This window comes from Pseudomonas sp. ZL2, from assembly GCF_054788455.1.
Genome location: NZ_JBGOGX010000049.1, coordinates 83,263 through 106,397, shown reverse-complemented (window position 1 = coordinate 106,397; position 23,135 = coordinate 83,263). Strand labels below are relative to the sequence as shown.

Here is a 23,135-nt window from a genome sequence, read left to right as displayed (position 1 = left end):
TAGCCACCCCTTCGGATGGTTATTGACATAAAAACAACGATTTCAGACCACGGAGGGTAAAACATGCCTACGACCATTGATCGCACCGACCGCGCATTGCTCGCGGCCCTGCAGGACAACGCACGGTTGACTGTTTCCGAACTGGCCGACCAGGTCTCGCTGACCACCTCGCCGTGCTGGCGGCGAGTCAAGTTGCTGGAAGAGTCCGGCTACATCACCGGCTACCAGGCCATCCTCTCACCCAAGGCCCTGGGCTTTGGCGTGACTGCTTTCGTCAGCATCATGATGGACTCGCACACCAAGGAAATGGCCCGCGCCTTCGAGCAGCGGCTGATGGAAATCCCCGAAATCGTCGCCTGCCACAACATCTCCGGGCGCTATGACTTCCTGCTGGAAATCCTTGCGCGGGACCTGGAGTCATTCGGTGAGTTTGCGCGGGAAGTGCTGCAGACCTTGCCGGGGGTGAAGGAGATTTACTCAAGCTTCTCGTTCAAGGCGGTGAAGGAGAAACGGGTGATTCCGGTGTCGGAAAAACACATCTAAGTTCGAGCCGTCATATGCGCGGGACAAGCCCGCTCCCACCCTGTCGGCACGCAACAAAAAACCCCACCGGGGTGGGGTTTCCTGTTCAGCGCGCTAACGCTTAGATCGCGCCACGCTTGCGCAGCAGATCCAGCACCTGCTTGACGCCGTCTTCCAAACTGACGTTCTGGGTGTCGATCACCAGATCCGCATCCAGCGGTACGTCATACGGGAAGCTTTCGCCCGGGATGTTGTCGCCGCCGGCGGCATACAGGCCCTGCGGGTCGCGCTCGCGGCAAGCCAGAGGCGAAGCCTGGACGTAGACGGTGAGCAAGCGTTCCTTGCCGATCAGCGCCTTGGCCTGTTCGCGGCCTTCGGCATCCGGGGCGACGAAGGCGGCCAGGGTCAGCAGGCCGGCCTCGTTGAACTGACGCGCGACATGTGCGGCGCGGCGCCAGTTCTCGGTACGCCCGGCGCGGTCCTGCGGCAGGCCCTTGTTCAGGTCGTGACGCAGGTTCTGGCCATCGAGCACGTACACCGCACGGCCCATGTCGAACAGCTTGCGCTCCACGGCGTAGGCCAGGGTGCTCTTGCCCGCGCCCGAGAGGCCGCTGAACAGCACGGTGGCTGGCTGCTGGCCAAAGCGCAGGGCACGCTCCGCAGTGTCCACGTGGGCCAGCTTGCCGTGCTGGCCGACGGTGCCATGAGGCACAACCGGTGGCGCGATGATCATGCCGGCGCCAACGGTGCCGTTGGTCAGGCGGTCGATGACAATGAAGGCACCGGTGGTGCGGTTGCTGTCATAGCCGTCCAGCGCGATCGGGGCGTCGAGGCTGACCTTGACCTTGCCGATCTCGTTGAGCTGCAGGGCACTGGCAGCGCCCTGCTCCAGGGTATTCACATCGACCTTGTGGGCGATGCTGGCAATCGAGCCCGGCACGTAGCTGGTGGCGCGTTTGATGTCGTATTTCTTGCCCGGCAGCATCGGCTCTTCAGCCATCCACACCAGCATGGCGTCGAACTGGTCGGTCACTGGCGGAACGTTGTCGGCGTGCACCAGCAGGTCGCCGCGGGAGATGTCGATCTCGTCTTCCATGGTCAGGGTCACGGCCTGGCCGGGGCCGGCGTTTTCCAGCTCACCCTCGAAGGTGACGATGGACTTGACCCGGCTGCTCTTGCCCGACGGCAGCACGACGATTTCATCGCCCTTGTGCACCACGCCGCTGGCCAGGGTGCCGGCAAAGCCACGGAAGTTCAGGTTCGGGCGGTTGACGTACTGCACCGGGAAGCGTAGGTCGGTGAAGTTGCGGTCGGCCGCGACTTCGACGGTTTCGAGGATTTCCATCAGCGCCGGCCCCGTGTACCACGGCGAACGCTCGCTGCGGTTGACCACGTTGTCGCCCTTGAGCGCCGACATCGGCACGAAGTGCAGGCTGCTCGGGTTCATGTTGATGGCTTCGGCGAACTTCAGGTAGTCGGCCTTGATGCTCTCGAACACGCCCTCGTCGAAGCCTTTGAGGTCCATCTTGTTGACCGCGACGACGATGTGCTTGATGCCCAGCAACGAGGCAATGTAGCTGTGCCGGCGGGTCTGGGTCTGCACGCCGTAGCGGGCATCGACGAGGATGATCGCCAGGTCGCAGGTCGACGCACCGGTGGCCATGTTGCGGGTGTATTGCTCGTGGCCCGGGGTGTCGGCAATGATGAACTTGCGCTTGGCGGTAGAGAAGTAGCGGTAGGCCACATCGATGGTGATGCCCTGCTCGCGCTCGGCCTGCAGGCCGTCGACCAGCAGCGCCAGGTCGATGTCGTCACCGGTGGTGCCGACTTTCTTCGAATCGCGGGTGATGGCTTCCAGATGATCTTCGTAGATCATCTTCGAGTCGTGCAGCAGGCGCCCGATCAGGGTGCTCTTGCCGTCATCGACGTTACCGCAGGTAAGGAAGCGCAGCAGCTCTTTACGTTCGTGCTGGGCCAGGTAAGCGAGGATGTCCTCGCTGATCAGATCAGATTGGTGGCTCATTACATTCAAGCTCCAAGCTGTAAGCTTCAAGCGGCAAGCTTGTCGGCATACAACTAGTCAGAAATTTTGTTGATCAACCCGCTCAGCATTCTTGAAAGCTCACGAGTCTCTGTAATCCACTCATTCGACAAAGGCTTTGGCAGATAGCCTACCTCTCCCCCGATGATGATCTGCGTACGCAACTCACCGCAGGAAGCCTTGGCAATACACAGATAACGAACCTTTTCTTTTGCCGTTCTCCGTTCCATGCCTTCAGCGATATTCGACGGGATGGAAAGTGCCGCCCGCGTGATCTGATCCTTGAATCCAAGATCCCGGCACACCCTCTGCTGCCTGTAAATCGCTACCGTCAAATCTTTGCTTCTCTGCCAAACAGCAAGCTTCTCAAAGTCCATTGTGAGCACTCTCACGCGCCCACAATGGGGCGGCAGCCGACAAAATCCAGAAGCTACGCATCTTGCTTCTAACTTGCAGCTTGCCGCTTGTAACTTGAAGCTTAGAAGTACCCTTGCCGTTTTTTGTCTTCCATTGAGCCGGCGCCATCGTGGTCGATGACCCGGCCCTGGCGCTCGGAAGTGCGCGTCAGGAGCATTTCCTGAATGATGTCGGTGAGGCTTTCGGCCTCCGACTCCACCGCGCCCGTCAACGGGTAGCAGCCAAGGGTACGGAAACGCACCTTCTTCTTGACGATACGGGCCTTTTCTTCCTCCGAGAGGTGCTCGAGGATGCGCGCATCGTCGATCATGATCAGGGTACCGTTCTTCTCGATCACTTCGCGTTCGGCTGCGAAGTACAGCGGCACGATCGGGATGCCTTCGAGGTAGATGTACTGCCAGATGTCCAGCTCGGTCCAGTTCGACAGCGGGAACACGCGAATCGATTCGCCCTTGTTGACCTTGCCGTTGTACACGTTCCACAGCTCGGGGCGCTGGTTCTTCGGGTCCCAGCGGTGCTTGCTGTCACGGAACGAATAGACGCGCTCCTTGGCCCGCGACTTCTCTTCATCGCGGCGCGCGCCACCGAAGGCAGCATCGAAGCCGTACTTGTCGAGCGCCTGCTTGAGGCCCTCGGTCTTCATGATGTCGGTGTGCTTGGCACTGCCGTGGGTGAACGGGTTGATGCCCTGGGCGACGCCGTCCGGGTTGACGTGAGTGATCAGCTCCAGGCCCATTTCCTCGACCATCTTGTCGCGGAAGCTGTACATCTCCTGGAATTTCCACTGGGTGTCGACGTGCATCACCGGAAATGGCAGCTTGCCCGGGAAGAAGGCCTTGCGCGCCAGGTGCAGCATCACGGCCGAGTCCTTGCCAATCGAGTACAGCATCACCGGGTTATCGAACTCGGCGGCCACCTCACGAATGATGTGGATGCTTTCCGCCTCCAACTGTTTCAAATGCGTCAGTTTGTCGACCATGGTTACTCACGGAAATACGATCTTATGGACGGCCAGCGGGCCGTGTTCGAGCGAGCCACTTTATCACAGCACCCGATTCTATTTAGGCGGCCAACTAGAACGAAACAGTATAAGAATATGCCCTGCCGTTTTAGCTTCAGATCGGGTTCGGGCAGTCGATGAACAGGTGCTCCAGGGCAAAGCGCCGGGCCAGGTAATCGCCCAGCGCCTGCACGCCGTAACGCTCGGTGGCATGGTGGCCGGCGGCGATGAAACTGATGCCGTTCTCGCGGGCGCTGTGGAAGGTCTGCTCGGAGGCTTCGCCACTCAGGTACAGGTCGACTCCGGCGGCAATCGCCTGGTCGATGTAGCCCTGGCCGCCGCCGGTGCACCAGCCGACCCGGCGGATGATCTGCTCGCCTTCGATCAGCAGCGGCTCGCGGCCCATCACGTCCTGCACCTTGCGGGCAAAATCCCGTGCCGACATCGGTTCGGCCAGCGACCCGACCAGGCCGACGACCCGCGGGTTCTCGGGGTCCAGCGGGCCTTCGACGGTGATGTCGAGCTGCCGCGCCAGCTGCACGTTGTTGCCCACTTCCGGGTGCAGGTCCAGCGGCAGGTGGTAGGACAGCAGGCTCAGGTCGTTCTTCAGCAGGGTTTTCAGCCGGCGCTGCTTCATGCCGGTGATGCACGGGTTCTCGCCCTTCCAGAAGTAGCCGTGGTGCACCAGCACCAGGTCGGCATCGGCCTCGACCGCGGCGTCGAGCAATGCCTGGCTGGCAGTGACGCCGCTGACGATGCGGGTCACCTGCGGACGGCCCTCGACCTGCAGGCCGTTGGGGCAGTAGTCCTGGATTTTCGCGCTGCCGAGGTAGCGTTCGGCTTCCTCGACCAGGGTACTCAGGGCAACAGCCATGGAAAGACTCCTCAATTTCGCAGTTCAGCGCGGCCCAAGGCCCCGTATAATGACCGCCATTATGGGCCGTCGCCGGGTTTGGGGAAACCGACGGCAGTTGCCTGGGGGCCGGCATTGTTGGCTTTCGTGACGATTTAGCAGTTCCTGCCCGAGCCCGGGCACAGTATGATCGCGCGCGTTCACGCTCCCAGCTGTCATCGGCCCTCTGCCAACTCCCAGGATTCCTTCAATGTTCAAGGCTTTGCGTTACTTTGGCTGGCCGCTGCTGGTCGGCGTGCTGATCGCCCTGTTGGTCATCCAGCGCTTTCCGCAATGGGTCGGCCTGCCCAGCCAGGACGTCAACCTGCAACAGGCGCCGCAGACCACGCGGATCATGCAGGGGCCGGTGTCCTACGCCGACGCCGTGAGCATCGCCGCCCCGGCGGTGGCCAACCTGTACACCACCAAAGTGGTCAACAAGACCGCCCACCCACTGTTCGAAGACCCGCAGTTCCGCCGCTTCTTCGGTGACAACCTGCCCAAGCAGCGCCGTTGGGAATCGAGCCTGGGTTCGGCAGTGATCATGAGCCCGGAAGGCTACCTGCTGACCAACAACCACGTGACCTCCGGTGCCGACCAGATCGTGGTGGCGCTCAAGGACGGCCGCGAAACCCTGGCTCGGGTGATCGGCAGCGACCCGGAAACCGACCTCGCGGTACTGAAGATCGACCTGAAGAACCTGCCGTCGATCACCATCGGCCGCTCCGACAACATCCATATCGGCGACGTCGCCCTGGCCATCGGCAACCCCTTCGGTGTCGGCCAGACCGTGACCATGGGCATCATCAGCGCCACCGGGCGCAACCAGCTGGGCCTGAACAACTACGAAGACTTCATCCAGACCGACGCCGCGATCAACCCGGGCAACTCCGGTGGCGCGCTGGTCGATGCCAACGGCAACCTTACCGGCATCAACACGGCAATCTTCTCCAAGTCCGGCGGTTCGCAAGGCATCGGCTTTGCCATCCCGACCAAACTGGCGCTGGAGGTAATGAAGTCGATCATCGAGCACGGCCAGGTGATCCGTGGCTGGCTGGGTATCGAGGTGCAGCCGCTGAGCCAGGAACTGGCAGAGTCGTTCGGCATGCAGGGGCGCCCGGGGATCGTCGTGGCGGGGATTTTCCGTGATGGCCCGGCGCAGAAAGCCGGCCTGGAGCTGGGTGACGTGATCCTGAGCATCAACGGCGAGCCGGCTGGCGATGGCCGTCGCTCGATGAACCAGGTGGCGCGGATCAAGCCTAACGACAAGGTGGCGATCCAGGTCATGCGCAACGGCAAGGAGCTCAAGCTGACCGCCGAGATTGGCTTGCGTCCACCGCCGGCACTTGCTGCCAAAGAAGAAAACTGACCTTCTACCAAGAAGCGGGGCTGTTTCACAGCCCATCGCCGGCAAGGCCGGCTCCCACCGCCGAACCTGTGGGAGCCGGCCTTGCCGGCGATGGGCTGCAAAGCAGCCCCAAAGGGTCAGTGCAGAATCTGGCTCAAGAACAACTTGGTCCGCTCATTCTGCGGCCGGTCGAAGAAGTCGTCCGGTGCTGCCTGCTCGACAATCTCACCCTTGTCCATGAAGATCACCCGGTTCGCCACGGTGCGGGCAAAGCCCATCTCGTGGGTCACGCAGAGCATGGTCATGCCGTCTTCCGCCAGGCCAACCATGGTATCGAGCACTTCCTTGACCATCTCCGGGTCCAGCGCCGAAGTCGGTTCGTCGAACAGCATGATCTTCGGCTTCATGCACAGCGCCCGGGCAATCGCGACCCGTTGCTGCTGACCACCGGAAAGCTGCCCCGGAAACTTGTTGGCCTGCTCCGGAATACGCACCCGCTCAAGATAGTGCATGGCGATTTCCTCGGCCTTGCGCTTGGGCATCTTGCGCACCCACATTGGCGCCAGGGTGCAGTTCTGCAGGATGGTCAGGTGCGGGAACAGGTTGAAATGCTGGAACACCATGCCGACTTCGCGGCGGATCGCTTCGATCTGCTTGAGGTCGTTGGTCAGTTCCACGCCATCGACGACGATGCGCCCCTGCTGGTGCTCTTCCAGGCGGTTGAGGCAACGGATGGTGGTCGACTTGCCCGAGCCCGACGGCCCGCACAGCACGATACGCTCGCCCTGACGGACATTCAGGTTGATGTCCTTGAGCACGTGGAACTGGCCGTACCACTTGTTCACGCCCTGCATCTGAATAATGCCTTCAGGGCTCACAGGCTGTTTGATCGCTTCACTCATGGGAACACTCCTAACGCTTGTGGCCTGTGTCCAGCTTGTGCTCCAGATGCATGGAGTAGCGGGACATACCGAAACAGAAAATCCAGAAAACCAGGGCGGCGAATACATAGCCCTCGGTCGCCATGCCCAGCCAGGTCGGGTCGGCAGCGGCCTGCTTGACGCTGTTGAGCAGGTCGAAGAGGCCGATGATGATCACCAGGCTCGTGTCCTTGAACAGGGCAATGAAGGTGTTGACGATGCCGGGGATCACCAGCTTCAGGGCTTGCGGCAGAATCACCAGGCCCATCGAACGCCAGTAGCCCAGGCCCATGGCCGCAGCAGCTTCGTACTGGCCCTTGGGAATGGCCTGCAAGCCGCCGCGCACCACCTCGGCGATGTACGCCGACTGGAACAGGATCACCCCGATCATGGCCCGCAGCAGCTTGTCGAAGCTCATGCCTTCGGGCAGGAACAACGGCAGCATCACCGAGGACATGAACAGCACGGTAATCAGCGGCACGCCGCGCCAGAACTCGATGAAGGTCACGCAAACCACCTTCACCGCCGGCATGTTCGAACGCCGCCCCAGCGCCAGCAAGATCCCCAGCGGCAAGGCACCGACGATGCCCACGGTGGCGATCACCAGGGTCAGCATCAACCCGCCCCACTGGTTGGTCGGTACCGTGGCCAGGCCCAGGTAGCCGCCGTGCAGCAGGGTGTAGGCGACGATCGGGTACAGCACCAGAAAGCCCAGGCCGTAAACCGCCTTGCGCGGGAAGCGCGAGATGAACAACGGCGCAGCGCCGATGACCGCTAGCCAGACAGTCAGATCGACACGCCAGCGCAGCTCGCTCGGGTAGTAGCCGTACATGAACTGACCGAAGCGCTGCTGGATGAACACCCAGCAGGCGCCCTCCTTGGTGCAGTCGGCGCGGGTAGTGCCGACCCAGTTGGCGTCGAAGATCGACCACTGCAGCAACGGCGGTACGATCAGCCACACCAGGTACACGGCCAACAGCGTCAGCAGGGTGTTGAGCCAGCTGGAGAACAGGTTGGCGCGCATCCAGGCCATCACGCCGACGGCTTTGACCGGTGGCGGCATATCAGGTTTGAAAACATGGGTACTCATGCGCTTGTCCTCACCGCTCGATCAGCGCAATGCGCTTGTTGTACCAGTTCATCAGCAGGGAAATGCTGATGCTGATGGCCAGATAGACGCTCATGGTGATGGCGATCACCTCGATGGCCTGACCGGTCTGGTTGAGCACGGTACCGGCGAACAGCGAGACCATTTCCGGGTAGCCGATACCGGCCGCCAGCGACGAGTTCTTCGCCAGGTTCAGGTACTGGCTGGTCAGCGGCGGGATGATCACCCGCAGGGCCTGGGGAATGATCACCTTGCGCAGCGTCGGCCCTTCGCGCAGGCCCAGGGAACGGGCCGCTTCGGTCTGGCCGTAGCTCACCGAACGGATGCCCGAACGCACGATCTCGGCGATAAAGGCTGCGGTGTAGATGGTCAGCGCCAGGGTCAGGGCCAGCAGTTCCGGGATCAGCACCCAGCCGCCGACGAAGTTGAAGCCCTTGAGCTGCGGCATTTCCCAGTGCACCGGCGCGCCGAACAGCAGCACGCACAGCGCCGGAATACCGAAGAACAGGAACAGGCCGACCCAGAATTTGTGGAACGGCTCGCCGGTGGCCTCAAAGCGCCGGTTGGCCAGGCGCACCATCACCACAATGGCAATGATGGCCAGCCCCACGGCGACGACGAATGGCCAGAATCCTTCGGCCATGGAAGCACCGGGCATGTTCAGGCCCCGGTTGCTGATAAAGAAGGTGTCGTTGAGATTGATGCTACCCCGCGGTCCCGGCAGGGTCAGGAACACCGCGAAGTACCAGAACAGGATCTGCAGCAGCGGTGGAATGTTACGGAAAGTCTCGACATACACCGTGGCCAGCTTGCTGATCATCCAGTTCGGTGACAGTCGCGCCACACCGATGATGAAGCCCAGCAGGGTCGCGAGGATGATGCCGATGAAGGTTACCAGCAGGGTGTTGAGCAGGCCGATGACGAAGACCCGCGCATAACTGTCCTGTTCGGTATAGGGAATCAGGTGCTGGGCGATGCCAAAGCCGGCACTGCGTTCAAGGAAGTCGAAGCCCGAAGTGATCCCGCGGTGTTGCAGGTTGGTCTGGGTATTGTGAAACAGGTACCAGCCCAGACCGACCACCGCGACCACGGTGAGGATCTGGAACAGCCACGCACGCACACGTGGATCGCTCAGGGATAGTCCCTTGGGTGCGCCGATATTATTTTGCATGTAATGCCCCGAAAGGAAGGGAACCGAACAGCCTGCGGCGGCCGAATGCCGCCGCAGGCTGCAAGCGTCAGCGCACCGGTGGCGCGTACTGGATGCCGCCGTTGTTCCACAGGGCGTTCAGACCGCGGTCGATTTGCAGTGGGGTTTCCTTGCCCAGGTTTTTCTCGAAGACTTCACCGTAGTTGCCGACCTGCTTGACGATCTGTACTACCCAGTCCTTCGGCAGTTTCAGGTCTTTGCCGTACTCGCCATCGGCGCCGAGCATACGGGCCACGTCAGGGTTCTTGGTGGCCTTGGCTTCGGCTTCGACGTTTTTCGAGCTGATGCCCATCTCTTCGGCGTTGAGCATGGCGAACAGGGTCCACTTGACGATACTGAACCACTCTTCATCGCCTTTGCGCACTACCGGGCCCAGCGGCTCCTTGGAGATGGTCTCTGGCAGTACCACGTAGTCAGCCGGGGCGGCCAGCTTGGAGCGCTGTGCGTAGAGCTGCGACTTGTCGGAGGTCAGCACGTCGCAACGGCCGGATTCCAGCGACTTGGCGCTCTCGTCGGAAGTGTCGAAGGTGATCGGGGTGTACTTCAGGCCATTGGCGCGGAAGTAGTCGGAGACGTTGAGCTCGGTGGTGGTACCGGCCTGGATGCAGATGGTTGCCCCGTCCAGTTCCTTGGCGCTGGAAACACCCAGCTTCTTGTTGACCAGGAAACCGATGCCGTCGTAGTAGGTAACACCGGCGAACACCAGGCCCATGCCGGCGTCGCGGGAGCTGGTCCAGGTGGTGTTGCGCGACAGCACGTCGACTTCACCGGACTGCAGCGCAGTGAAGCGCTCCTTGGCGTTGAGCTGGCTGAACTTGACCTTCTTGGCGTCGCCGAACACTGCAGCAGCCACCGCGCGGCAGACGTCAGCGTCGATACCGACGATGTTGCCCTTGGCATCCGGAACCGAGAAGCCCGGCAAACCGTCACTGACACCACATTGAACGAATCCCTTCTTCTGTACTGCGTCCAGGGTCGCACCTGCCTGTGCGAAACCGCTGATACTCAACGCGGTAGCAGCGGTAACCACTGCCAGTGTGGATTTCAACATCTTCATTCAAACCTCCAGTTTTGCTCTTGTTGTGTGAGCCGGGATTGCACCGCACCCTTATGAGGCGCATCCGACCCGTGTTGGCTTGTTTTTGGGTCAATTGGCGCAATGCGCTGTTCTGTGACAGCCTTGGGGACCGCTAACGGGTGTTACCGTCCAAAACGTGTAACCTCGCATCAGGAGTTTCATAGCAAAGCGCGTACCACACTGAGGGGCTAAAGCGTTTCAGTTCACGTCAAGAGGGAAACTTGCAGCGTTGCGACAGGTTTTTCCCGGATTTACCCGACGCGCCTTCATTTCATGCACGCAAACAAGAGCGCGCGCACACTTTCGGAGCAGTCATGACCCACCCGCTGATTCTCGAACCACAAAAAAACGCTGATGCCTGTGTGATCTGGTTGCACGGCCTGGGGGCCGATCGTTACGACTTCATGCCGGTCGCCGAGGCCTTGCAGGAAGTGCTGCTGACCACCCGCTTCGTCATGCCCCAGGCGCCCACCCGGCCAGTGACCATCAACGGCGGCTATGCAATGCCCAGCTGGTATGACATCAAGGCCATGAGCCCGGCGCGGGCCATTGATGAAGAGCAGCTGCAGGAATCGGCCGAGCAGGTGATCGAACTGATCAAGGCCGAACAGGCAAAAGGCGTGGCCCTGTCGCGCATCATCCTCGCCGGCTTCTCCCAGGGCGGCGCGGTGGTACTGCACACGGCCTATATAAAGTGGCAAGAAGCCCTGGGCGGTGTACTGGCGCTTTCGACCTATGCCCCGACCTTCGCCCAGGAACGCGAACTGAGCGCCTGTCAGCAAAGGACCCCGGCCCTGTGCCTGCACGGTGTACACGACCCGGTAGTGCTACCGGCCATGGGGCGCAGCGCCTACGAACACCTGAAGAACTGGGGCGTCAGCGCCAAGTGGGCCGAATACCCGATGGAGCACGAAGTGCTGCAGGAAGAAATTCGCGATATCGCCGTCTGGCTGGCCGAACGCCTGCGCTAAAAGAAGCGTTCCCTGTAGTTGTCAGTGCAATCCACTACGCCGCGCCCGATTCTTGCATTACACTGCCCGGCGTACATTCCTTAACCAATTGATGAGATGACCGTGCTCAAAGCACTCAAGAAGATGTTCGGCAAGAGCGAGGTTGAGCAACTCGCCACCGAAACCGCTGCCCCCGTGATGCAGCCGCCCGCAGCACTCCAGGCCCCTGCCCCGTCGGCTCCGCTCAAGACCGAGGCCGCAGCCCCTGCACCGGCCCCGGCCCGCGCCGAGAAACCGGCCGAGGCCAAGCCGCGCCGTGAGCGCAAGCCAAAACCCGCAGCCTCCACCTGGAAGCTGGAAGACTTCGCCGTCGAGCCGCAGGAAGGCAAGACCCGTTTCCATGACTTCAAGCTCTCGCCCGAGCTGATGCATGCGATCCACGACCTCGGCTTCCCTTACTGCACGCCGATCCAGGCCCAGGTCCTGGGCTACACCCTGCGCGGCAAAGACGCCATCGGCCGGGCCCAGACCGGTACCGGCAAGACCGCGGCCTTCCTGATCTCGATCATCACCCAGCTGCAGCAGACCCCGCCGCCGAAAGAGCGCTACATGGGCGAACCACGGGCACTGATCATCGCCCCGACCCGCGAGCTGGTGGTACAGATCGCCAAGGACGCCGCGGCGCTGACCAAATACACCGGCCTCAACGTCATGACCTTCGTCGGCGGCATGGACTTCGACAAGCAGCTCAAGGCCCTCGAAGCCCGCCACTGCGACATCCTGGTGGCCACCCCGGGCCGCTTGCTGGACTTCAACCAGCGCGGCGAAGCACACCTGGACATGGTCGAGGTGCTGGTACTGGACGAGGCCGACCGCATGCTCGACATGGGCTTCATCCCCCAGGTGCGGCAGATCATCCGCCAGACCCCACCCAAGAGCGAACGCCAGACCCTGCTGTTCTCGGCAACCTTCACCGAAGACGTGATGAACCTGGCCAAGCAGTGGACCACCGACCCTGCCATCGTCGAGATCGAGCCGGAGAACGTTGCCAGCGAAACCGTCGAGCAGCACGTCTATGCCGTGGCCGGCAGCGACAAGTACAAGCTGCTGTACAACCTGGTGACCGAGAACAAGTGGGAACGGGTGATGGTCTTTGCCAACCGCAAGGACGAAGTACGGCGCATCGAAGAACGCCTGGTGCGCGACGGTGTCAACGCCGCCCAGCTGTCGGGCGACGTACCGCAGCACAAGCGCATCAAGACCCTCGAGAGCTTCCGCGAAGGGCGCATCACCGTGCTGGTGGCCACCGACGTGGCTGGCCGCGGGATCCACATCGACGGTATCAGCCATGTGATCAACTTCACCCTGCCGGAAGACCCGGACGACTACGTGCACCGCATCGGCCGTACCGGTCGTGCCGGCACCAGCGGCGTGTCGATCAGCTTTGCCGGTGAAGATGACTCCTACCAGCTGCCGGCCATCGAGGAGCTGCTGGGACGCAAGATCAGCTGCGAGATGCCGCCGACCGAGCTGCTCAAGCCGGTACCGCGCAAGCATCACTGATTGCGTTGAGCCTATCGCGGGGCACGCCCGCTCCTACCCCATCCGGTAGGAGCGGGCGTGCCCCGCGATGCTTTTTACACCGCCCTATATTGCCCAAATAAACTAAAAGTCCATAATAGACAAAATAGTTCATTTGGAGCTTCGCATGTCTGCGCCTCTCGTCATCGATCAACAGCACGCTCGCCAACTGCTCGCCCAGGTGGATGTCCCGCAGATCCTGCGCAACCTGTTCCGTGACCTGGCGGCCGGGCAGGCAGTGCAACCGCCCCAGCAACTGGTGGAGTTCCCGGCCGGCAAGGGCGACTTCATCAACTACGGCGGCGTACTGGCCGAAGAGCGCGTGTACGGCGTCAAGACCTCGCCCTACATCGTCCGCGAACAGGGTCCGCTGGTCACCGCCTGGACCCTGCTGATGTCCATGGACAGCGGCCAACCGCTGATGCTCTGCGATGCCGGCGAATTGACCAGCGCCCGCACCGCCGCCACCACCGCCGTGGCCGTCGATGCCCTGGCCGCAACTGACGCCCGGCGCCTGACCCTGATCGGCAGCGGCCCGATCGCCCGCGCGCACCTGCATTACGCCCGCGGCCTGCGCGAGTGGCAGGACATCCGCCTGTATTCGCCAAGCCTGGGCGAACAGACGGCCGAGCAGCGCCAGGCCCTGACCGATCTCGATCCACGCCTGGTGCTGAGTGAGAGCCTGGAGCAGGCAGTGATGGATGCCGACGTGATCCTGCTGTGCACCTCCTCGGCCAGCCCGGTGCTCGACCCGCGCCAGCTGAGCAAGCCTGCGCTGATCACCTCGATCAGCACCAACGCCGTGCGCGCTCATGAAGTGCCGCCAGCGACCCTGAACGAGATGGACGTCTACTGCGACTACCGGGTAACCACCCCAGGCAGCGCCGGTGAGATGCGCATCGCCGCCGAGCAACATGGCTGGCAAGCCGAAGCGATCGTCGGCGACCTGGCGCAATTGATCAGTGGTACCGCGAAAAAACCGGACTACCAGCGCCATGCCTTCTTCCGCTCCATCGGCCTGGGCCTGGAAGACATCGCCCTGGCCAACGCCCTGTACCGCCTGCAACGCGCCGACTGAGGAAACCTCCATGCAACACGCTGATTTCATCATCATCGGCGCCGGTATTGCCGGTGCCTCCACAGGTTACTGGCTGGCCGGCCACGGGCGGGTGCTGCTGCTTGAGCGCGAGTCGCAGCCGGGTTACCACTCCACCGGCCGCTCGGCCGCGCTGTACACCGCAGCCTATGGCACACCGCAGGTCCGCGCGCTGACCCTGGCCAGCCGTGAGTTTTTCGACCATCCGCCTGCGGGCTTCGCCGAGCACCCGTTGCTCAGCCCTCGCGGGGAAATGACCGTCGACCTCAACGGCGACCCTGAAGAGCTGCAGCGCCAGTACCAGAACGCCAAGGCCTGCGTGCCTGAAGTCGAGCTGCTCAGCGCCGAGCAGGCCTGCGCGCGCCTGCCAGTGTTGCGCCGCGACAAGGTTCATGGCGCCCTGTACGACCCGAGCGCCAGTGACATCGACACCGACGCCCTGCACCAGGGCTACCTGCGTGGTATTCGCCGTCAGCAAGGTGAAGTGCACAGCGACTGCGAAGTGCAGCAACTGAGCCGCGATGCCGACGGCCTCTGGCAGGTGCAGACCAGCCGTGGCACCTTCAGCGCCCCTGTGCTGATCAATGCCGCCGGTGCCTGGGCCGACAAGCTTGGGGAACTGGCCGGTGCCCAGCCGCTGGGCTTGCAGCCAAAGCGTCGCGCGGCGTTCATCTTCGCCGGCCCCGAAGGCATCGACAGCCATGCCTGGCCAATGCTGGTGAGCCTCGATGAGTCGTTCTACATGAAGCCCGACGCCGGCATGCTGCTCGGTTCACCGGCCAATGCCGACCCGGTCGAGCCTCATGACGTGCAGGCCGAAGAGCTGGACATCGCCATGGGCATCTACCAGATCGAAGAAGCCACCACCCTGAGCATTCGTCGCCCGACCCGCACCTGGGCCGGGTTGCGCAGCTTCGTTGCCGACGGCGACCTGGTCGCCGGATTCGATCCGCAGGTTCCCGGCCTGTTCTGGGTCGCCGCGCAAGGTGGCTATGGTATCCAGACCTCGCCGGCCATGGGCCAGGCCAGCGCGGCCCTGGTGCGTGGCGAGGACTTGCCCGAAGCACTCAAGGGCTTTGGCTTGAACGCCGCAATGCTGTCGCCGCACCGCCTGCAAGGGTGACGCCCGGCCGCGATTGCGGCACACTCCCAGCGCCCTTTTGCCAAGGGCGCTGACACCGCCTGGAGCCTGCCCGAATGCCCACACCCCGCCCCGATCCAGCCCTGCACAACTACCGGGCCATCGCCGACGCCATCGCCACCCTGTTCTTCCCCCACGCCGAAGTGGTGCTGCACGATTTGCGCAGCCAGAAGATCGACTACATCGCCAACAACCTGTCCAAGCGCGAGGTAGGCGACGATGCGGCCCTGGAGGACATGTTCGAGGAAGGTACCGACGAAACCAATATCGGCCCGTACGAAAAGCTCAACTGGGACGGCCAGAAGATCCGCTCGCTGAGCACCGTGCTGCGCGACCCGGCCGGCAAGCCGCTGGCGGTGCTGTGCATCAACCTGAACATTTCCCTGTTCGAGAACGCCAAGGCGGCGCTCGACCTGTTCCTTTCGCCGAGCAAGCTGATCCCGCAGCCCGATGCACTGTTCCGCGATGACTGGCAGGAGCGCATCAACACCTTCCTCAACAGCTGGCTGCGCCAGCGGCAACTGAGCCTCAACCTGCTCAGCCGCGACCACAAGCGCGAGTTGGTGCTGGCCCTGCATGCCGAAGGCGCGTTCAAGGGCAAGAGTGCGGCCAACTATGTGGCCAATGTGCTGGGGATGGGACGGGCGACGGTGTACAAGCACCTGAAGGAACTCAAGGCCTGACTACCTTCAGGCCTTGAGTGAGGCGGCGATCAGTCGCCGTAGATATCGGATTTGAAGTACCTGGCCTGGATCTTCTGGTATTCGCCGCTGGCGCGAATATCGTCGATGGCCTTGTTGAGCCTGCTGACCAGCTCGCCGTTGCCTTTGCGCACGGCAATCCCGGCACCTTCACCGACGTATTTCGGATCTTTCAGCTCAGGGCCGGTAAAGGCATAGTCCGCGCCGCGTGGCATCGACAGGAAGTCTTCCAGCGGGATGGTGTCGGCAAAAATCGCATCGACCCGTCCGGATGCCAGGTCCATGTAGATTTCTTCGTTGTTGCCGTAACGCTGGACCTTGATGCCCTTGGGTTCGAACACTTCGGTGGCGTAGCGATCAGTGGTGGTCGCGCGCTGCACGCCAACCGTCTTGCCCTTGAGGCTCGCGTACTGATCATCGACCACCGCACCTTTCTTCATCACCAGCCGCGATGAAGTGAAATAGTACTTGTGGGTGAAGTCCACGGATTTCTTGCGTTCTTCGCTGATGGTCATCGACGACAGGGCGGCGTCGATTTTCTTCACTTTCAGCGAAGGGATCAGACCGTCGAACTCGACCTCTTTCCACTCACACTTGACCTGCATCTGGGCGCACAGGGCATTGCCGATGTCGTAGTCGAAACCGACGATCTGGCCCTTGTCATTCTTCGAGGCAAAGGGTGGGTAGGCGGCTTCGATGCCGAGGCGCAGGGTATCCCCAGCGGCGAACAGACTGCTGCTGGCCACCAGGCTCAAGGCCAGACCGCTGATCAGGGTGAACTTGTTCATGACGGGTCTCTCTCGCTCGTTGTTGGAGGTGTGTTGCAAGACAGAGGAATAGGGGCAGGCAAGGGTCGGCCTGGAATTATTTTGTACTTATAATTCCATACTGGACTTTTTGGTATGAAAACTCAACAAGCAAAAGCATTGTGGGAGCTAGTGCAATCAGCACATCAGGTGTTGCCTGCATTGCGACCGCTACGCGCTCGATCGCTGGCAAGCCAGCTCCCACAGGGTTACCAGCGCCCGGCAGCCTCTTCATCACTCTGCTTGCCTTCGACCCAGCGCGGGCCGTCCCCGGTCTGTTCCTTCTTCCAGAACGGCGCGCGGGTCTTGAGGTAGTCCATGATGAAGTTGCAGGCGTCGAACGCGGCCTGGCGATGGGCACTGGCAACACCGACAAAAACGATCGGCTCACCCGGTTCAAGACCGCCGATGCGGTGCAGCACCTCGACCTTGAGCAGTGGCCAGCGCGCCTCGGCTTCAACCACGATCTTGGCCAGGGCCTTTTCGGTCATGCCCGGGTAGTGTTCGAGGAACATCCCCGCCACTTCCTGGCCATCATTGAAGTCGCGCACATAGCCAACAAAGCCGACCACCGCACCAACGCCGACATTCGCCGCGTGCATGGCATTGACTTCGACACCCGGATCAAAGGGTTCGCTCTGGACTCGAACGCTCATGCTCAGCCTCCGGTCACGGGCGGGAAGAACGCCACTTCGTCACCGTCTTCGAGCGGCTCATCCAGCTTGCACAGCTCTTCGTTACGCGCGCACATCAGGTTCTGTTCGCTCAGCACATCATGCTTGCCGCCCTTTGCGACCAGTGCCTTGCGTACGTCATCCAGGGTAGCGAACGAACCCTCGAGCTTCTCGGCATCAACACCCAGAGCTTCCCGATAACGGGCGAAATACATCACCTTAATGCTCATTTCACTTCATCCGCCTGGTAATGGCCGCTCTTGCCGCCCAGTTTCTCCAGCACGCGCACGCCGTCGATGATCATGCCGCGGTCGACCGCCTTGCACATGTCGTAGATGGTCAGGGCCGCGACGCTGGCAGCGGTCAGGGCTTCCATTTCCACGCCGGTCTGCCCGGCCAGCTTGCAGCGGGCGACGATGTAAACGGTGTCGTTGCCTTCAGCGCTGAGTTCGACCTTGACGCTGGTCAGCAGCAACGGGTGGCACAACGGGATCAGGTCGCTGGTTTTCTTTGCCGCCTGGATGCCGGCAATGCGCGCCACGGCAAACACGTCGCCCTTGGGGTGCTCGCCTTCGACGATCATCTGCAGGGTTTGCGGGAGCATGCGCACCCGCGCTTCGGCCACGGCCTCACGCGAAGTCACGGCTTTATCGGTGACGTCGACCATATTGGCGCGACCTTGGGAATCGAGATGAGTGAGCACAGCTTTCCTCCTGTTCAGGAGCAAAGAGTGTAAACCCTGGGGTCAGGTCTTCGAAGCGAAAAATAGCCTGGGCCAGCGTCAAGGCGCTTCATTGGGGCGTACGGCTGAATATAGATCTTGCGTTGAGAGCACTAAAGGTCGCCATACCCAGAATTAACTTCAACGGATCACCCTGCACATGAAATAGAAAACCCTCTAACTTACTGATACTTAAAACACATAAAAACCACGAATAATCTTACAACCTTATAAGATTCTCCTGACCACATCTAATATTGACATTGACCAGAGCAAAATTATCCTCACACATGAGGCCATCAAGCCTCACCAACAACAACGAGGGATTCACATGAAAAAAATCATCATGCAGAGCCATCTTAGTTCACTGTCGAACGACGCCTACCACATCTTGGTCACAAGACTGAATGATAAGCAGGCACTTGTAAGTTAATCTTGATATTGGGCAGGTCATACCTGCCCAATCCGGAGACAATTACATGAATGAATACAACATCAATGAGAATATAATTTTCACCGTCAGCAAAGGTAGATTTGTCGCTTGGAATTTGCAAACAGGACATCAATATGATTTTTTTGATCGCCGATTCCTAGATAGATTTTACGAACTAAGCACATCACGACTACTACCCTACAACCCAGCCGCCGAGGACGATACTCTAATTGAGGCTGGATTTTTAGAAACCAGCGTAAATGCTTCACTACCCGACGCATACACTCAGAGCAACTGGGGCTGGGATGATATAGCCAGAATTTTTCACTTGGGTAGCAAGCACAATTTTCCGTCAGATTTATCTAATGAAACTGAAAACCCAGAGACGGGCTATGTAGCATTTTGTGAAAGTATAGCTGAGCGAATGCCAACTGTTGACACAGAGCGCGAAGGGAAAACCTTTCCTCTACCACCTGACTCTCTATCTAAGCTAAGTGCTTCTTTGGTGAGAACTCTGAAACAAAGGAGAACAAGCCGTCACTTCAAAAATAGTAAAATTGACCTCGAAATCGTCTCCAACCTATTGTTCGCAACATTTGGAAAAATTCACGGAGACTCTCATCAGCTCGATCTAGCCGCACGTGGAGTTAAAACAGTTGGCTATCGACGCTCCTCGCCCAGCGCTGGCTGCCTTCAGGCAACCGAAGCCTACCTAATAGCATTGAATGTAAATAGCCTCGAAAGAGGTATCTACCATTACCGTTCACATCAACACGCGCTAACTTTGGTAAGTAATAAAATAGAACACTTAAATATAGCGCTTTGCCACCAGGCATTTGCAAGCGATGCATCCTTTCTAATCGTTATGACATCTAGATTTGACAAGCTTTGGTGGAAGTATCCCCACTCTAGGGCCTATCGCTCCGCTCTCTTGGACGTAGGCCATCTATCTCAAACCTTTAACTTAGTCGCTACCGCTTATGAATTGAACACTTGGGTCACTGGCTATTTCATTGATGACATGCTGAACGATATGGTCTGCATCGATGGAGTGAAAGAACATTCTATCTTCGTGGCAGCGGCAGGTTCTGGATACTCCGACCCTCTATCACCGGCAATACAAAAGCTCTTGTAGAGGATAAGCATGACATGGACAAATCTGAAACTCTACTTGCAGCCTCCGAGTGCGAAAGAGTCGCGGGAGATAGTTTTATCAAACACGATAACCTCATCGCCTGCGAAGAGTCATATAACAGAAGCTTAGATCTGTATAGCGACAATTTCAAAACCTTAAACAACCTAGGTGTATTACACGAAAAATTAGGAAACCTAGAGCACTCAACGGCCTATTACAGAAAAGCATGCTCACTAGTCCATAAAACTGCAAAAGGACGTTCAACCTACTTCACAAACCTTGGCCGGATTTGCGAGAAGACCTGCGACACTACTTTAGCACTTTGGGCCTATGAAAAAGCAATAGAAGCTCAGGACACTGCTGAATATTCAACTGCAGTTCGGTATCTAGAAGTAATCAGGAAGTCGAACTGTGCCGGAGTAGATCGACAATCAGCCAGAACACTAGAGAAAGTTGCAACGATCTCCAACGTAGACCTTCAGGCAGTATCTGACGCATACCTCGACATTATCGCTTGCGAAGACTATTTTGACTCCTCTCATCCGGCCAACTACTTACACCTATTATCTGCATTTGAACACTACCCACTTTTTGCTTCGCTTTTGAATACACAATCAGTCGCCAATCCGACTATAGAGCATGGCCTGAGTCTTTTAAACAAAGCGCTACACGAACTATCTAGCCATGGAGAACTTACATCCCACCAAGCTTATATTTTTGAAACCTTGAGAATTCAAAATCTCCTTTCCAACGGAATACACGTCACCCACGACAACTCCCCCACTACAAGACAAGGTTCCACGACAACCGCAGAAACCTCGATCACAGCCCCATCAAATCCAAGAACAACAGACATTGAAATTAAAACAGAGAATGATAAATTCACATACACCCCTAGGACAAAGCCACACCCAAAGTTATTACACAGTATTAATCGTGACAAACTTAGGCTGTTCTATGAATCAAACCCCTACCCTCACTGGAAACAGCTTCCCCTGCACACCCCAAGTACCCTAGATGATTATTTTTCCAATACAGGGCTGAACCCAAGCACCCAATCATGGACCAATAAGCGCATTTTGGTAGCCGGCTGTGGAACCGGCCGCCATGCCATACAGCTTGCATTAAACTATCCGGACACCGAGGTAATCGGCGTAGATGTGAGCCTGCCAAGCCTTCGACATGCAAACAAACAAAAAAACCTATACTCAATTAAGAACGTAAAATTCATTCACTGCAGCATCTCCGACACACCTAGCCTTGGTATAAAATTTAAGATCATCGAGTGCATCGGCGTATTACATCATCTCAAACAACCAGCGCGAACCCTCAAGGTATTACTTTCAGTACTTGCTCCTGACGGAATTATAAAACTTGGCCTCTACAGCAAGTATGCGAGAGCAACTTTAGAAATCCTAAAATCAAAATGCAAAGAGCACGAAATCCCTTACACACCTGACAACATCCCTTCTATTAGAAATTTAGCAATTACACTCTACCCTAAACAATTGGAAAACCTTATCTACTCTAAAGATTTTTACTCGATCCAAGGCTGTATGGATCTCCTTTTCAACCCCTGTGAAATCCCTTTCACCACTCGCAAGATTTACAATCTTATACGCTTATACAATTTGGATTTCGCAGGCTTTGAACTAAATAATTCAGCATCAAAAGGACCGTCATTTTCGAAGTTCAATACAATTCGCGACATCAAATCTCTACTCAATCGATGGCACGAATTTGAAGTAGCAAACCCTAGCACCTTTAGCAACATGTACCTTTTTTGGCTTCGACCAAGGATGACACATGAAAATAGTTAGTTTTAACACTGGACACGATGGCCACATCTGCTTTGTCAACAATGACGAGCTTGTATTTAGCTATGAGGCCGAAAAGGATAACAACCCCAGATATTCCTATAACACTCCTACCAACCTCGCGAGGGGATTTTCCGCTTCGTCCAGTAGCGTTGATGTAATAGCCGTAAGTGGATGGGCGCGGGAGAATGACCCACGGAGTGCCCCCACCGACGGAGGCTATCTCGGGCTCAATTACAAGCTTGAACAACGGGACAACATCCCCTGGTTATATTGCAGCCATGAACTTTCACATATCATATGTTCCTATGCTTTATCCCCATACGCCGATTCAACAGATTGCTATGTACTGCTCCTCGAAGGTTTCATAGGAAAACTCTATTTAATTCGAAAGGATCTGAGCATCGAGTTATTGGAGGATATAATTCAAAGCCCTGGATTGAGATACTCATTTGCATTCGGCGTCGCAGACCCTAATTTCGACCTACCTAAAGGATACTGTCGATTGGGAGATGCCGGAAAAATGATGGCTCTCGCAGCTTTTGGCAGAAATGCTGAGATCACCGATGATGAGCGACTACTACTTAGTTACATCCTTGACACCCCTTCCCCCATTGATAGCTTTTCTAAATCAGACCTAAAAGCCAGCAAATATTACAATATTGGTGTTCAAAGTCAGGACTTTTGCGACCTTGCAAGAAAGATATCCAACTCGCTATTCGAACTCATTTCAAGACGACTTAGAAAACACATCCAAAAAAAAAGACCATTATTAATAGCAGGCGGCTGTGGACTAAACTGTGACTGGAATAAAAAATGGAAGTCTTCCGAGTTGTTCACAGATATTTTTGTCCCACCCTGCACAAATGATACTGGGGTCGCCATAGGGGCCGCAGCCTTGGCGAACAAGACCTTTTCTGCAAGGTCAAAATTGAATTGGAGTGTTTACTCTGGCCAGGAATTTTCTAATACCCGTACTATTGACAGTCCTTCCAAATACGAGGCTTCTAAGCTTTCATTATCCCTAGTCAGTCAAAAACTAGCTAGAGGAGAGATAATATGCTGGGTTCAAGGGAAATGTGAAATAGGTCCACGAGCATTAGGTAATCGCTCTATTTTTGCAGCTCCTTTTCTAAAAACTACGACGACCAAGCTAAACCAAATAAAAAGCAGAGAACACTATCGCCCCATCGCCCCAATTTGCCTTGAGGAAGACGCAGCACTACATTTCGAAGAGTGTACATCAAGCAAATTTATGCTGACTTTTTACACTGTAATTGACCCGCGCCTCAAAGCGATAACCCACGTTGATGGAACTGCTCGCGTGCAGACAATCACTTACAGAGACAGCCCAGCCACATACGAGCTACTTAAAAATTTCAAGGAGGCCACCGACGTCGGAGTACTGTGTAACACATCACTCAACTTCAGCGGCTCTGGTTTTATCAACAACCGAACAGACCTCGAAAGATTCTGCATTAAACATAATATAATGACATTTGTGATAAATGACACAATGTACATCAAGCCAGGAGACCTTTGAA

At 58.0% G+C, this 23,135-nt stretch carries 22 protein-coding genes; 10 read left to right on the top strand and 12 right to left on the bottom strand.

All coding sequences use genetic code 11. The features are described from left to right. Positions 1-63 precede the first annotated feature (63 nt). A complete protein-coding gene (locus tag ABM562_RS22935; RefSeq protein WP_134061423.1) occupies positions 64-543 on the top strand; it encodes an Lrp/AsnC family transcriptional regulator in 480 nt (159 codons plus the stop codon). A gap of 100 nt (positions 544-643) precedes the next feature. Here the strand turns inward: ABM562_RS22935 and cysN are convergent, their stop codons facing one another. From cysN to ABM562_RS22915, 4 genes are all read right to left on the bottom strand, one after another. Further along, positions 644-2,545, bottom strand: coding sequence for a sulfate adenylyltransferase subunit CysN (cysN, locus tag ABM562_RS22930; protein ID WP_115085408.1), 1,902 nt, complete (start codon positions 2,543-2,545; stop codon positions 644-646). Positions 2,546-2,598: 53 nt separating this feature from the next. Continuing rightward, the gene (locus ABM562_RS22925) at positions 2,599-2,940 is read right to left on the bottom strand and encodes a four helix bundle protein (protein ID WP_010220745.1); all 342 of its coding nucleotides are present in this window, start codon (positions 2,938-2,940) and stop codon (positions 2,599-2,601) included. Positions 2,941-3,041: 101 nt separating this feature from the next. Next, positions 3,042-3,959 (bottom strand): sulfate adenylyltransferase subunit CysD, encoded by a 918-nt coding sequence (gene cysD, locus ABM562_RS22920; RefSeq protein ID WP_038998836.1) that lies wholly within the window; start codon positions 3,957-3,959, stop codon positions 3,042-3,044. 136 nt (positions 3,960-4,095) lie between these two features. Beyond that, positions 4,096-4,854, bottom strand: coding sequence for a Nif3-like dinuclear metal center hexameric protein (locus tag ABM562_RS22915; protein WP_115085407.1), 759 nt, complete (start codon positions 4,852-4,854; stop codon positions 4,096-4,098). A gap of 229 nt (positions 4,855-5,083) precedes the next feature. Here ABM562_RS22915 and algW point away from each other — a divergent pair, with 229 nt between their 5' ends. Next, positions 5,084-6,241: a Do family serine endopeptidase AlgW gene (gene algW, locus ABM562_RS22910; protein ID WP_100782540.1), complete on the top strand. Its 1,158-nt coding sequence runs from the start codon at positions 5,084-5,086 to the stop codon at positions 6,239-6,241. A 116-nt stretch (positions 6,242-6,357) separates the two neighbouring features. Here the strand turns inward: algW and ABM562_RS22905 are convergent, their stop codons facing one another. From ABM562_RS22905 to ABM562_RS22890, 4 genes are all read right to left on the bottom strand, one after another. Beyond that, a complete protein-coding gene (locus tag ABM562_RS22905; protein ID WP_010220739.1) occupies positions 6,358-7,122 on the bottom strand; it encodes an amino acid ABC transporter ATP-binding protein in 765 nt (254 codons plus the stop codon). 10 nt (positions 7,123-7,132) lie between these two features. Continuing rightward, positions 7,133-8,230 (bottom strand): amino acid ABC transporter permease, encoded by a 1,098-nt coding sequence (locus tag ABM562_RS22900; protein ID WP_115085405.1) that lies wholly within the window; start codon positions 8,228-8,230, stop codon positions 7,133-7,135. Between the two features lie 10 nt (positions 8,231-8,240). Further along, positions 8,241-9,419 (bottom strand): amino acid ABC transporter permease, encoded by a 1,179-nt coding sequence (locus ABM562_RS22895; protein ID WP_115085404.1) that lies wholly within the window; start codon positions 9,417-9,419, stop codon positions 8,241-8,243. A gap of 67 nt (positions 9,420-9,486) precedes the next feature. Next, positions 9,487-10,515 (bottom strand): amino acid ABC transporter substrate-binding protein, encoded by a 1,029-nt coding sequence (locus ABM562_RS22890; RefSeq protein ID WP_115085403.1) that lies wholly within the window; start codon positions 10,513-10,515, stop codon positions 9,487-9,489. Positions 10,516-10,850: 335 nt separating this feature from the next. Here ABM562_RS22890 and ABM562_RS22885 point away from each other — a divergent pair, with 335 nt between their 5' ends. The 5 genes from ABM562_RS22885 (at position 10,851) to ABM562_RS22865 (ending at position 15,987) form a co-directional block, all read left to right on the top strand. Beyond that, on the top strand, positions 10,851-11,507 hold the full coding sequence (locus tag ABM562_RS22885) for an alpha/beta hydrolase (protein ID WP_460423429.1): 657 nt from the start codon (positions 10,851-10,853) through the stop codon (positions 11,505-11,507). Between the two features lie 102 nt (positions 11,508-11,609). Continuing rightward, positions 11,610-13,049: an ATP-dependent RNA helicase RhlB gene (gene rhlB, locus ABM562_RS22880; protein WP_415842520.1), complete on the top strand. Its 1,440-nt coding sequence runs from the start codon at positions 11,610-11,612 to the stop codon at positions 13,047-13,049. 145 nt (positions 13,050-13,194) lie between these two features. Next, positions 13,195-14,145 carry an ornithine cyclodeaminase family protein gene (locus ABM562_RS22875; RefSeq protein WP_115085400.1) on the top strand — a complete coding sequence of 317 codons (951 nt, stop codon included), beginning with the start codon at positions 13,195-13,197 and terminating at the stop codon, positions 14,143-14,145. A 10-nt stretch (positions 14,146-14,155) separates the two neighbouring features. Beyond that, entirely contained in the window at positions 14,156-15,286 is a 1,131-nt protein-coding gene (locus ABM562_RS22870) for an NAD(P)/FAD-dependent oxidoreductase (RefSeq protein WP_258578352.1), read from the top strand. A 74-nt stretch (positions 15,287-15,360) separates the two neighbouring features. Then, positions 15,361-15,987: a helix-turn-helix transcriptional regulator gene (locus tag ABM562_RS22865; RefSeq protein WP_038998828.1), complete on the top strand. Its 627-nt coding sequence runs from the start codon at positions 15,361-15,363 to the stop codon at positions 15,985-15,987. Positions 15,988-16,016: 29 nt separating this feature from the next. Here ABM562_RS22865 and ABM562_RS22860 read toward each other — a convergent pair whose 3' ends face one another. The 4 genes from ABM562_RS22860 to moaC form a co-directional block, all read right to left on the bottom strand. Next, the gene (locus ABM562_RS22860) at positions 16,017-16,793 is read right to left on the bottom strand and encodes an ABC transporter substrate-binding protein (RefSeq protein WP_115085398.1); all 777 of its coding nucleotides are present in this window, start codon (positions 16,791-16,793) and stop codon (positions 16,017-16,019) included. Positions 16,794-17,020: 227 nt separating this feature from the next. Then, complete coding sequence (gene moaE / locus ABM562_RS22855; protein ID WP_115085397.1) at positions 17,021-17,467, bottom strand: molybdopterin synthase catalytic subunit MoaE; 447 nt, start codon at positions 17,465-17,467, stop codon at positions 17,021-17,023. Between the two features lie 2 nt (positions 17,468-17,469). Next, positions 17,470-17,715, bottom strand: a complete 246-nt coding sequence (gene moaD, locus ABM562_RS22850) for a molybdopterin converting factor subunit 1 (RefSeq protein WP_038998825.1) — start codon at positions 17,713-17,715, stop codon at positions 17,470-17,472. Then, a complete protein-coding gene (gene moaC, locus ABM562_RS22845) occupies positions 17,712-18,188 on the bottom strand; it encodes a cyclic pyranopterin monophosphate synthase MoaC (protein WP_010220726.1) in 477 nt (158 codons plus the stop codon). The genes moaD and moaC overlap by 4 nt, the downstream gene beginning before the upstream one ends. Before the next feature lie 497 nt (positions 18,189-18,685). Here moaC and ABM562_RS22840 point away from each other — a divergent pair, with 497 nt between their 5' ends. From ABM562_RS22840 to ABM562_RS22830, 3 genes are read left to right on the top strand one after another with little or no spacing between them, the layout of a single operon-like run. Continuing rightward, complete coding sequence (locus ABM562_RS22840; RefSeq protein WP_460423425.1) at positions 18,686-19,774, top strand: SagB/ThcOx family dehydrogenase; 1,089 nt, start codon at positions 18,686-18,688, stop codon at positions 19,772-19,774. A gap of 14 nt (positions 19,775-19,788) precedes the next feature. Continuing rightward, the gene (locus tag ABM562_RS22835) at positions 19,789-21,594 is read left to right on the top strand and encodes a methyltransferase domain-containing protein (protein ID WP_460423423.1); all 1,806 of its coding nucleotides are present in this window, start codon (positions 19,789-19,791) and stop codon (positions 21,592-21,594) included. After that, positions 21,581-23,134, top strand: coding sequence for a carbamoyltransferase C-terminal domain-containing protein (locus ABM562_RS22830; protein ID WP_460423421.1), 1,554 nt, complete (start codon positions 21,581-21,583; stop codon positions 23,132-23,134). Before ABM562_RS22835 ends, ABM562_RS22830 begins: the two co-directional genes overlap by 14 nt. Position 23,135: the final 1 nt, after the last annotated feature.

Coding starts and splice junctions, on each gene's coding strand:
- ABM562_RS22935 (WP_134061423.1), top strand. CDS start 64: ATGCCTACGACCATTGATCGCACCGACCGCGCATTGCTCGCGGCCCTG.
- cysN (WP_115085408.1), bottom strand. CDS start 2,545: ATGAGCCACCAATCTGATCTGATCAGCGAGGACATCCTCGCTTACCTG.
- ABM562_RS22925 (WP_010220745.1), bottom strand. CDS start 2,940: ATGGACTTTGAGAAGCTTGCTGTTTGGCAGAGAAGCAAAGATTTGACG.
- cysD (WP_038998836.1), bottom strand. CDS start 3,959: ATGGTCGACAAACTGACGCATTTGAAACAGTTGGAGGCGGAAAGCATC.
- ABM562_RS22915 (WP_115085407.1), bottom strand. CDS start 4,854: ATGGCTGTTGCCCTGAGTACCCTGGTCGAGGAAGCCGAACGCTACCTC.
- algW (WP_100782540.1), top strand. CDS start 5,084: ATGTTCAAGGCTTTGCGTTACTTTGGCTGGCCGCTGCTGGTCGGCGTG.
- ABM562_RS22905 (WP_010220739.1), bottom strand. CDS start 7,122: ATGAGTGAAGCGATCAAACAGCCTGTGAGCCCTGAAGGCATTATTCAG.
- ABM562_RS22900 (WP_115085405.1), bottom strand. CDS start 8,230: ATGAGTACCCATGTTTTCAAACCTGATATGCCGCCACCGGTCAAAGCC.
- ABM562_RS22895 (WP_115085404.1), bottom strand. CDS start 9,419: ATGCAAAATAATATCGGCGCACCCAAGGGACTATCCCTGAGCGATCCA.
- ABM562_RS22890 (WP_115085403.1), bottom strand. CDS start 10,515: ATGAAGATGTTGAAATCCACACTGGCAGTGGTTACCGCTGCTACCGCG.
- ABM562_RS22885 (WP_460423429.1), top strand. CDS start 10,851: ATGACCCACCCGCTGATTCTCGAACCACAAAAAAACGCTGATGCCTGT.
- ABM562_RS22875 (WP_115085400.1), top strand. CDS start 13,195: ATGTCTGCGCCTCTCGTCATCGATCAACAGCACGCTCGCCAACTGCTC.
- ABM562_RS22870 (WP_258578352.1), top strand. CDS start 14,156: ATGCAACACGCTGATTTCATCATCATCGGCGCCGGTATTGCCGGTGCC.
- ABM562_RS22865 (WP_038998828.1), top strand. CDS start 15,361: ATGCCCACACCCCGCCCCGATCCAGCCCTGCACAACTACCGGGCCATC.
- ABM562_RS22860 (WP_115085398.1), bottom strand. CDS start 16,793: ATGAACAAGTTCACCCTGATCAGCGGTCTGGCCTTGAGCCTGGTGGCC.
- moaE (WP_115085397.1), bottom strand. CDS start 17,467: ATGAGCGTTCGAGTCCAGAGCGAACCCTTTGATCCGGGTGTCGAAGTC.
- moaD (WP_038998825.1), bottom strand. CDS start 17,715: ATGAGCATTAAGGTGATGTATTTCGCCCGTTATCGGGAAGCTCTGGGT.
- ABM562_RS22840 (WP_460423425.1), top strand. CDS start 18,686: ATGAATGAATACAACATCAATGAGAATATAATTTTCACCGTCAGCAAA.
- ABM562_RS22835 (WP_460423423.1), top strand. CDS start 19,789: ATGGACAAATCTGAAACTCTACTTGCAGCCTCCGAGTGCGAAAGAGTC.
- ABM562_RS22830 (WP_460423421.1), top strand. CDS start 21,581: ATGAAAATAGTTAGTTTTAACACTGGACACGATGGCCACATCTGCTTT.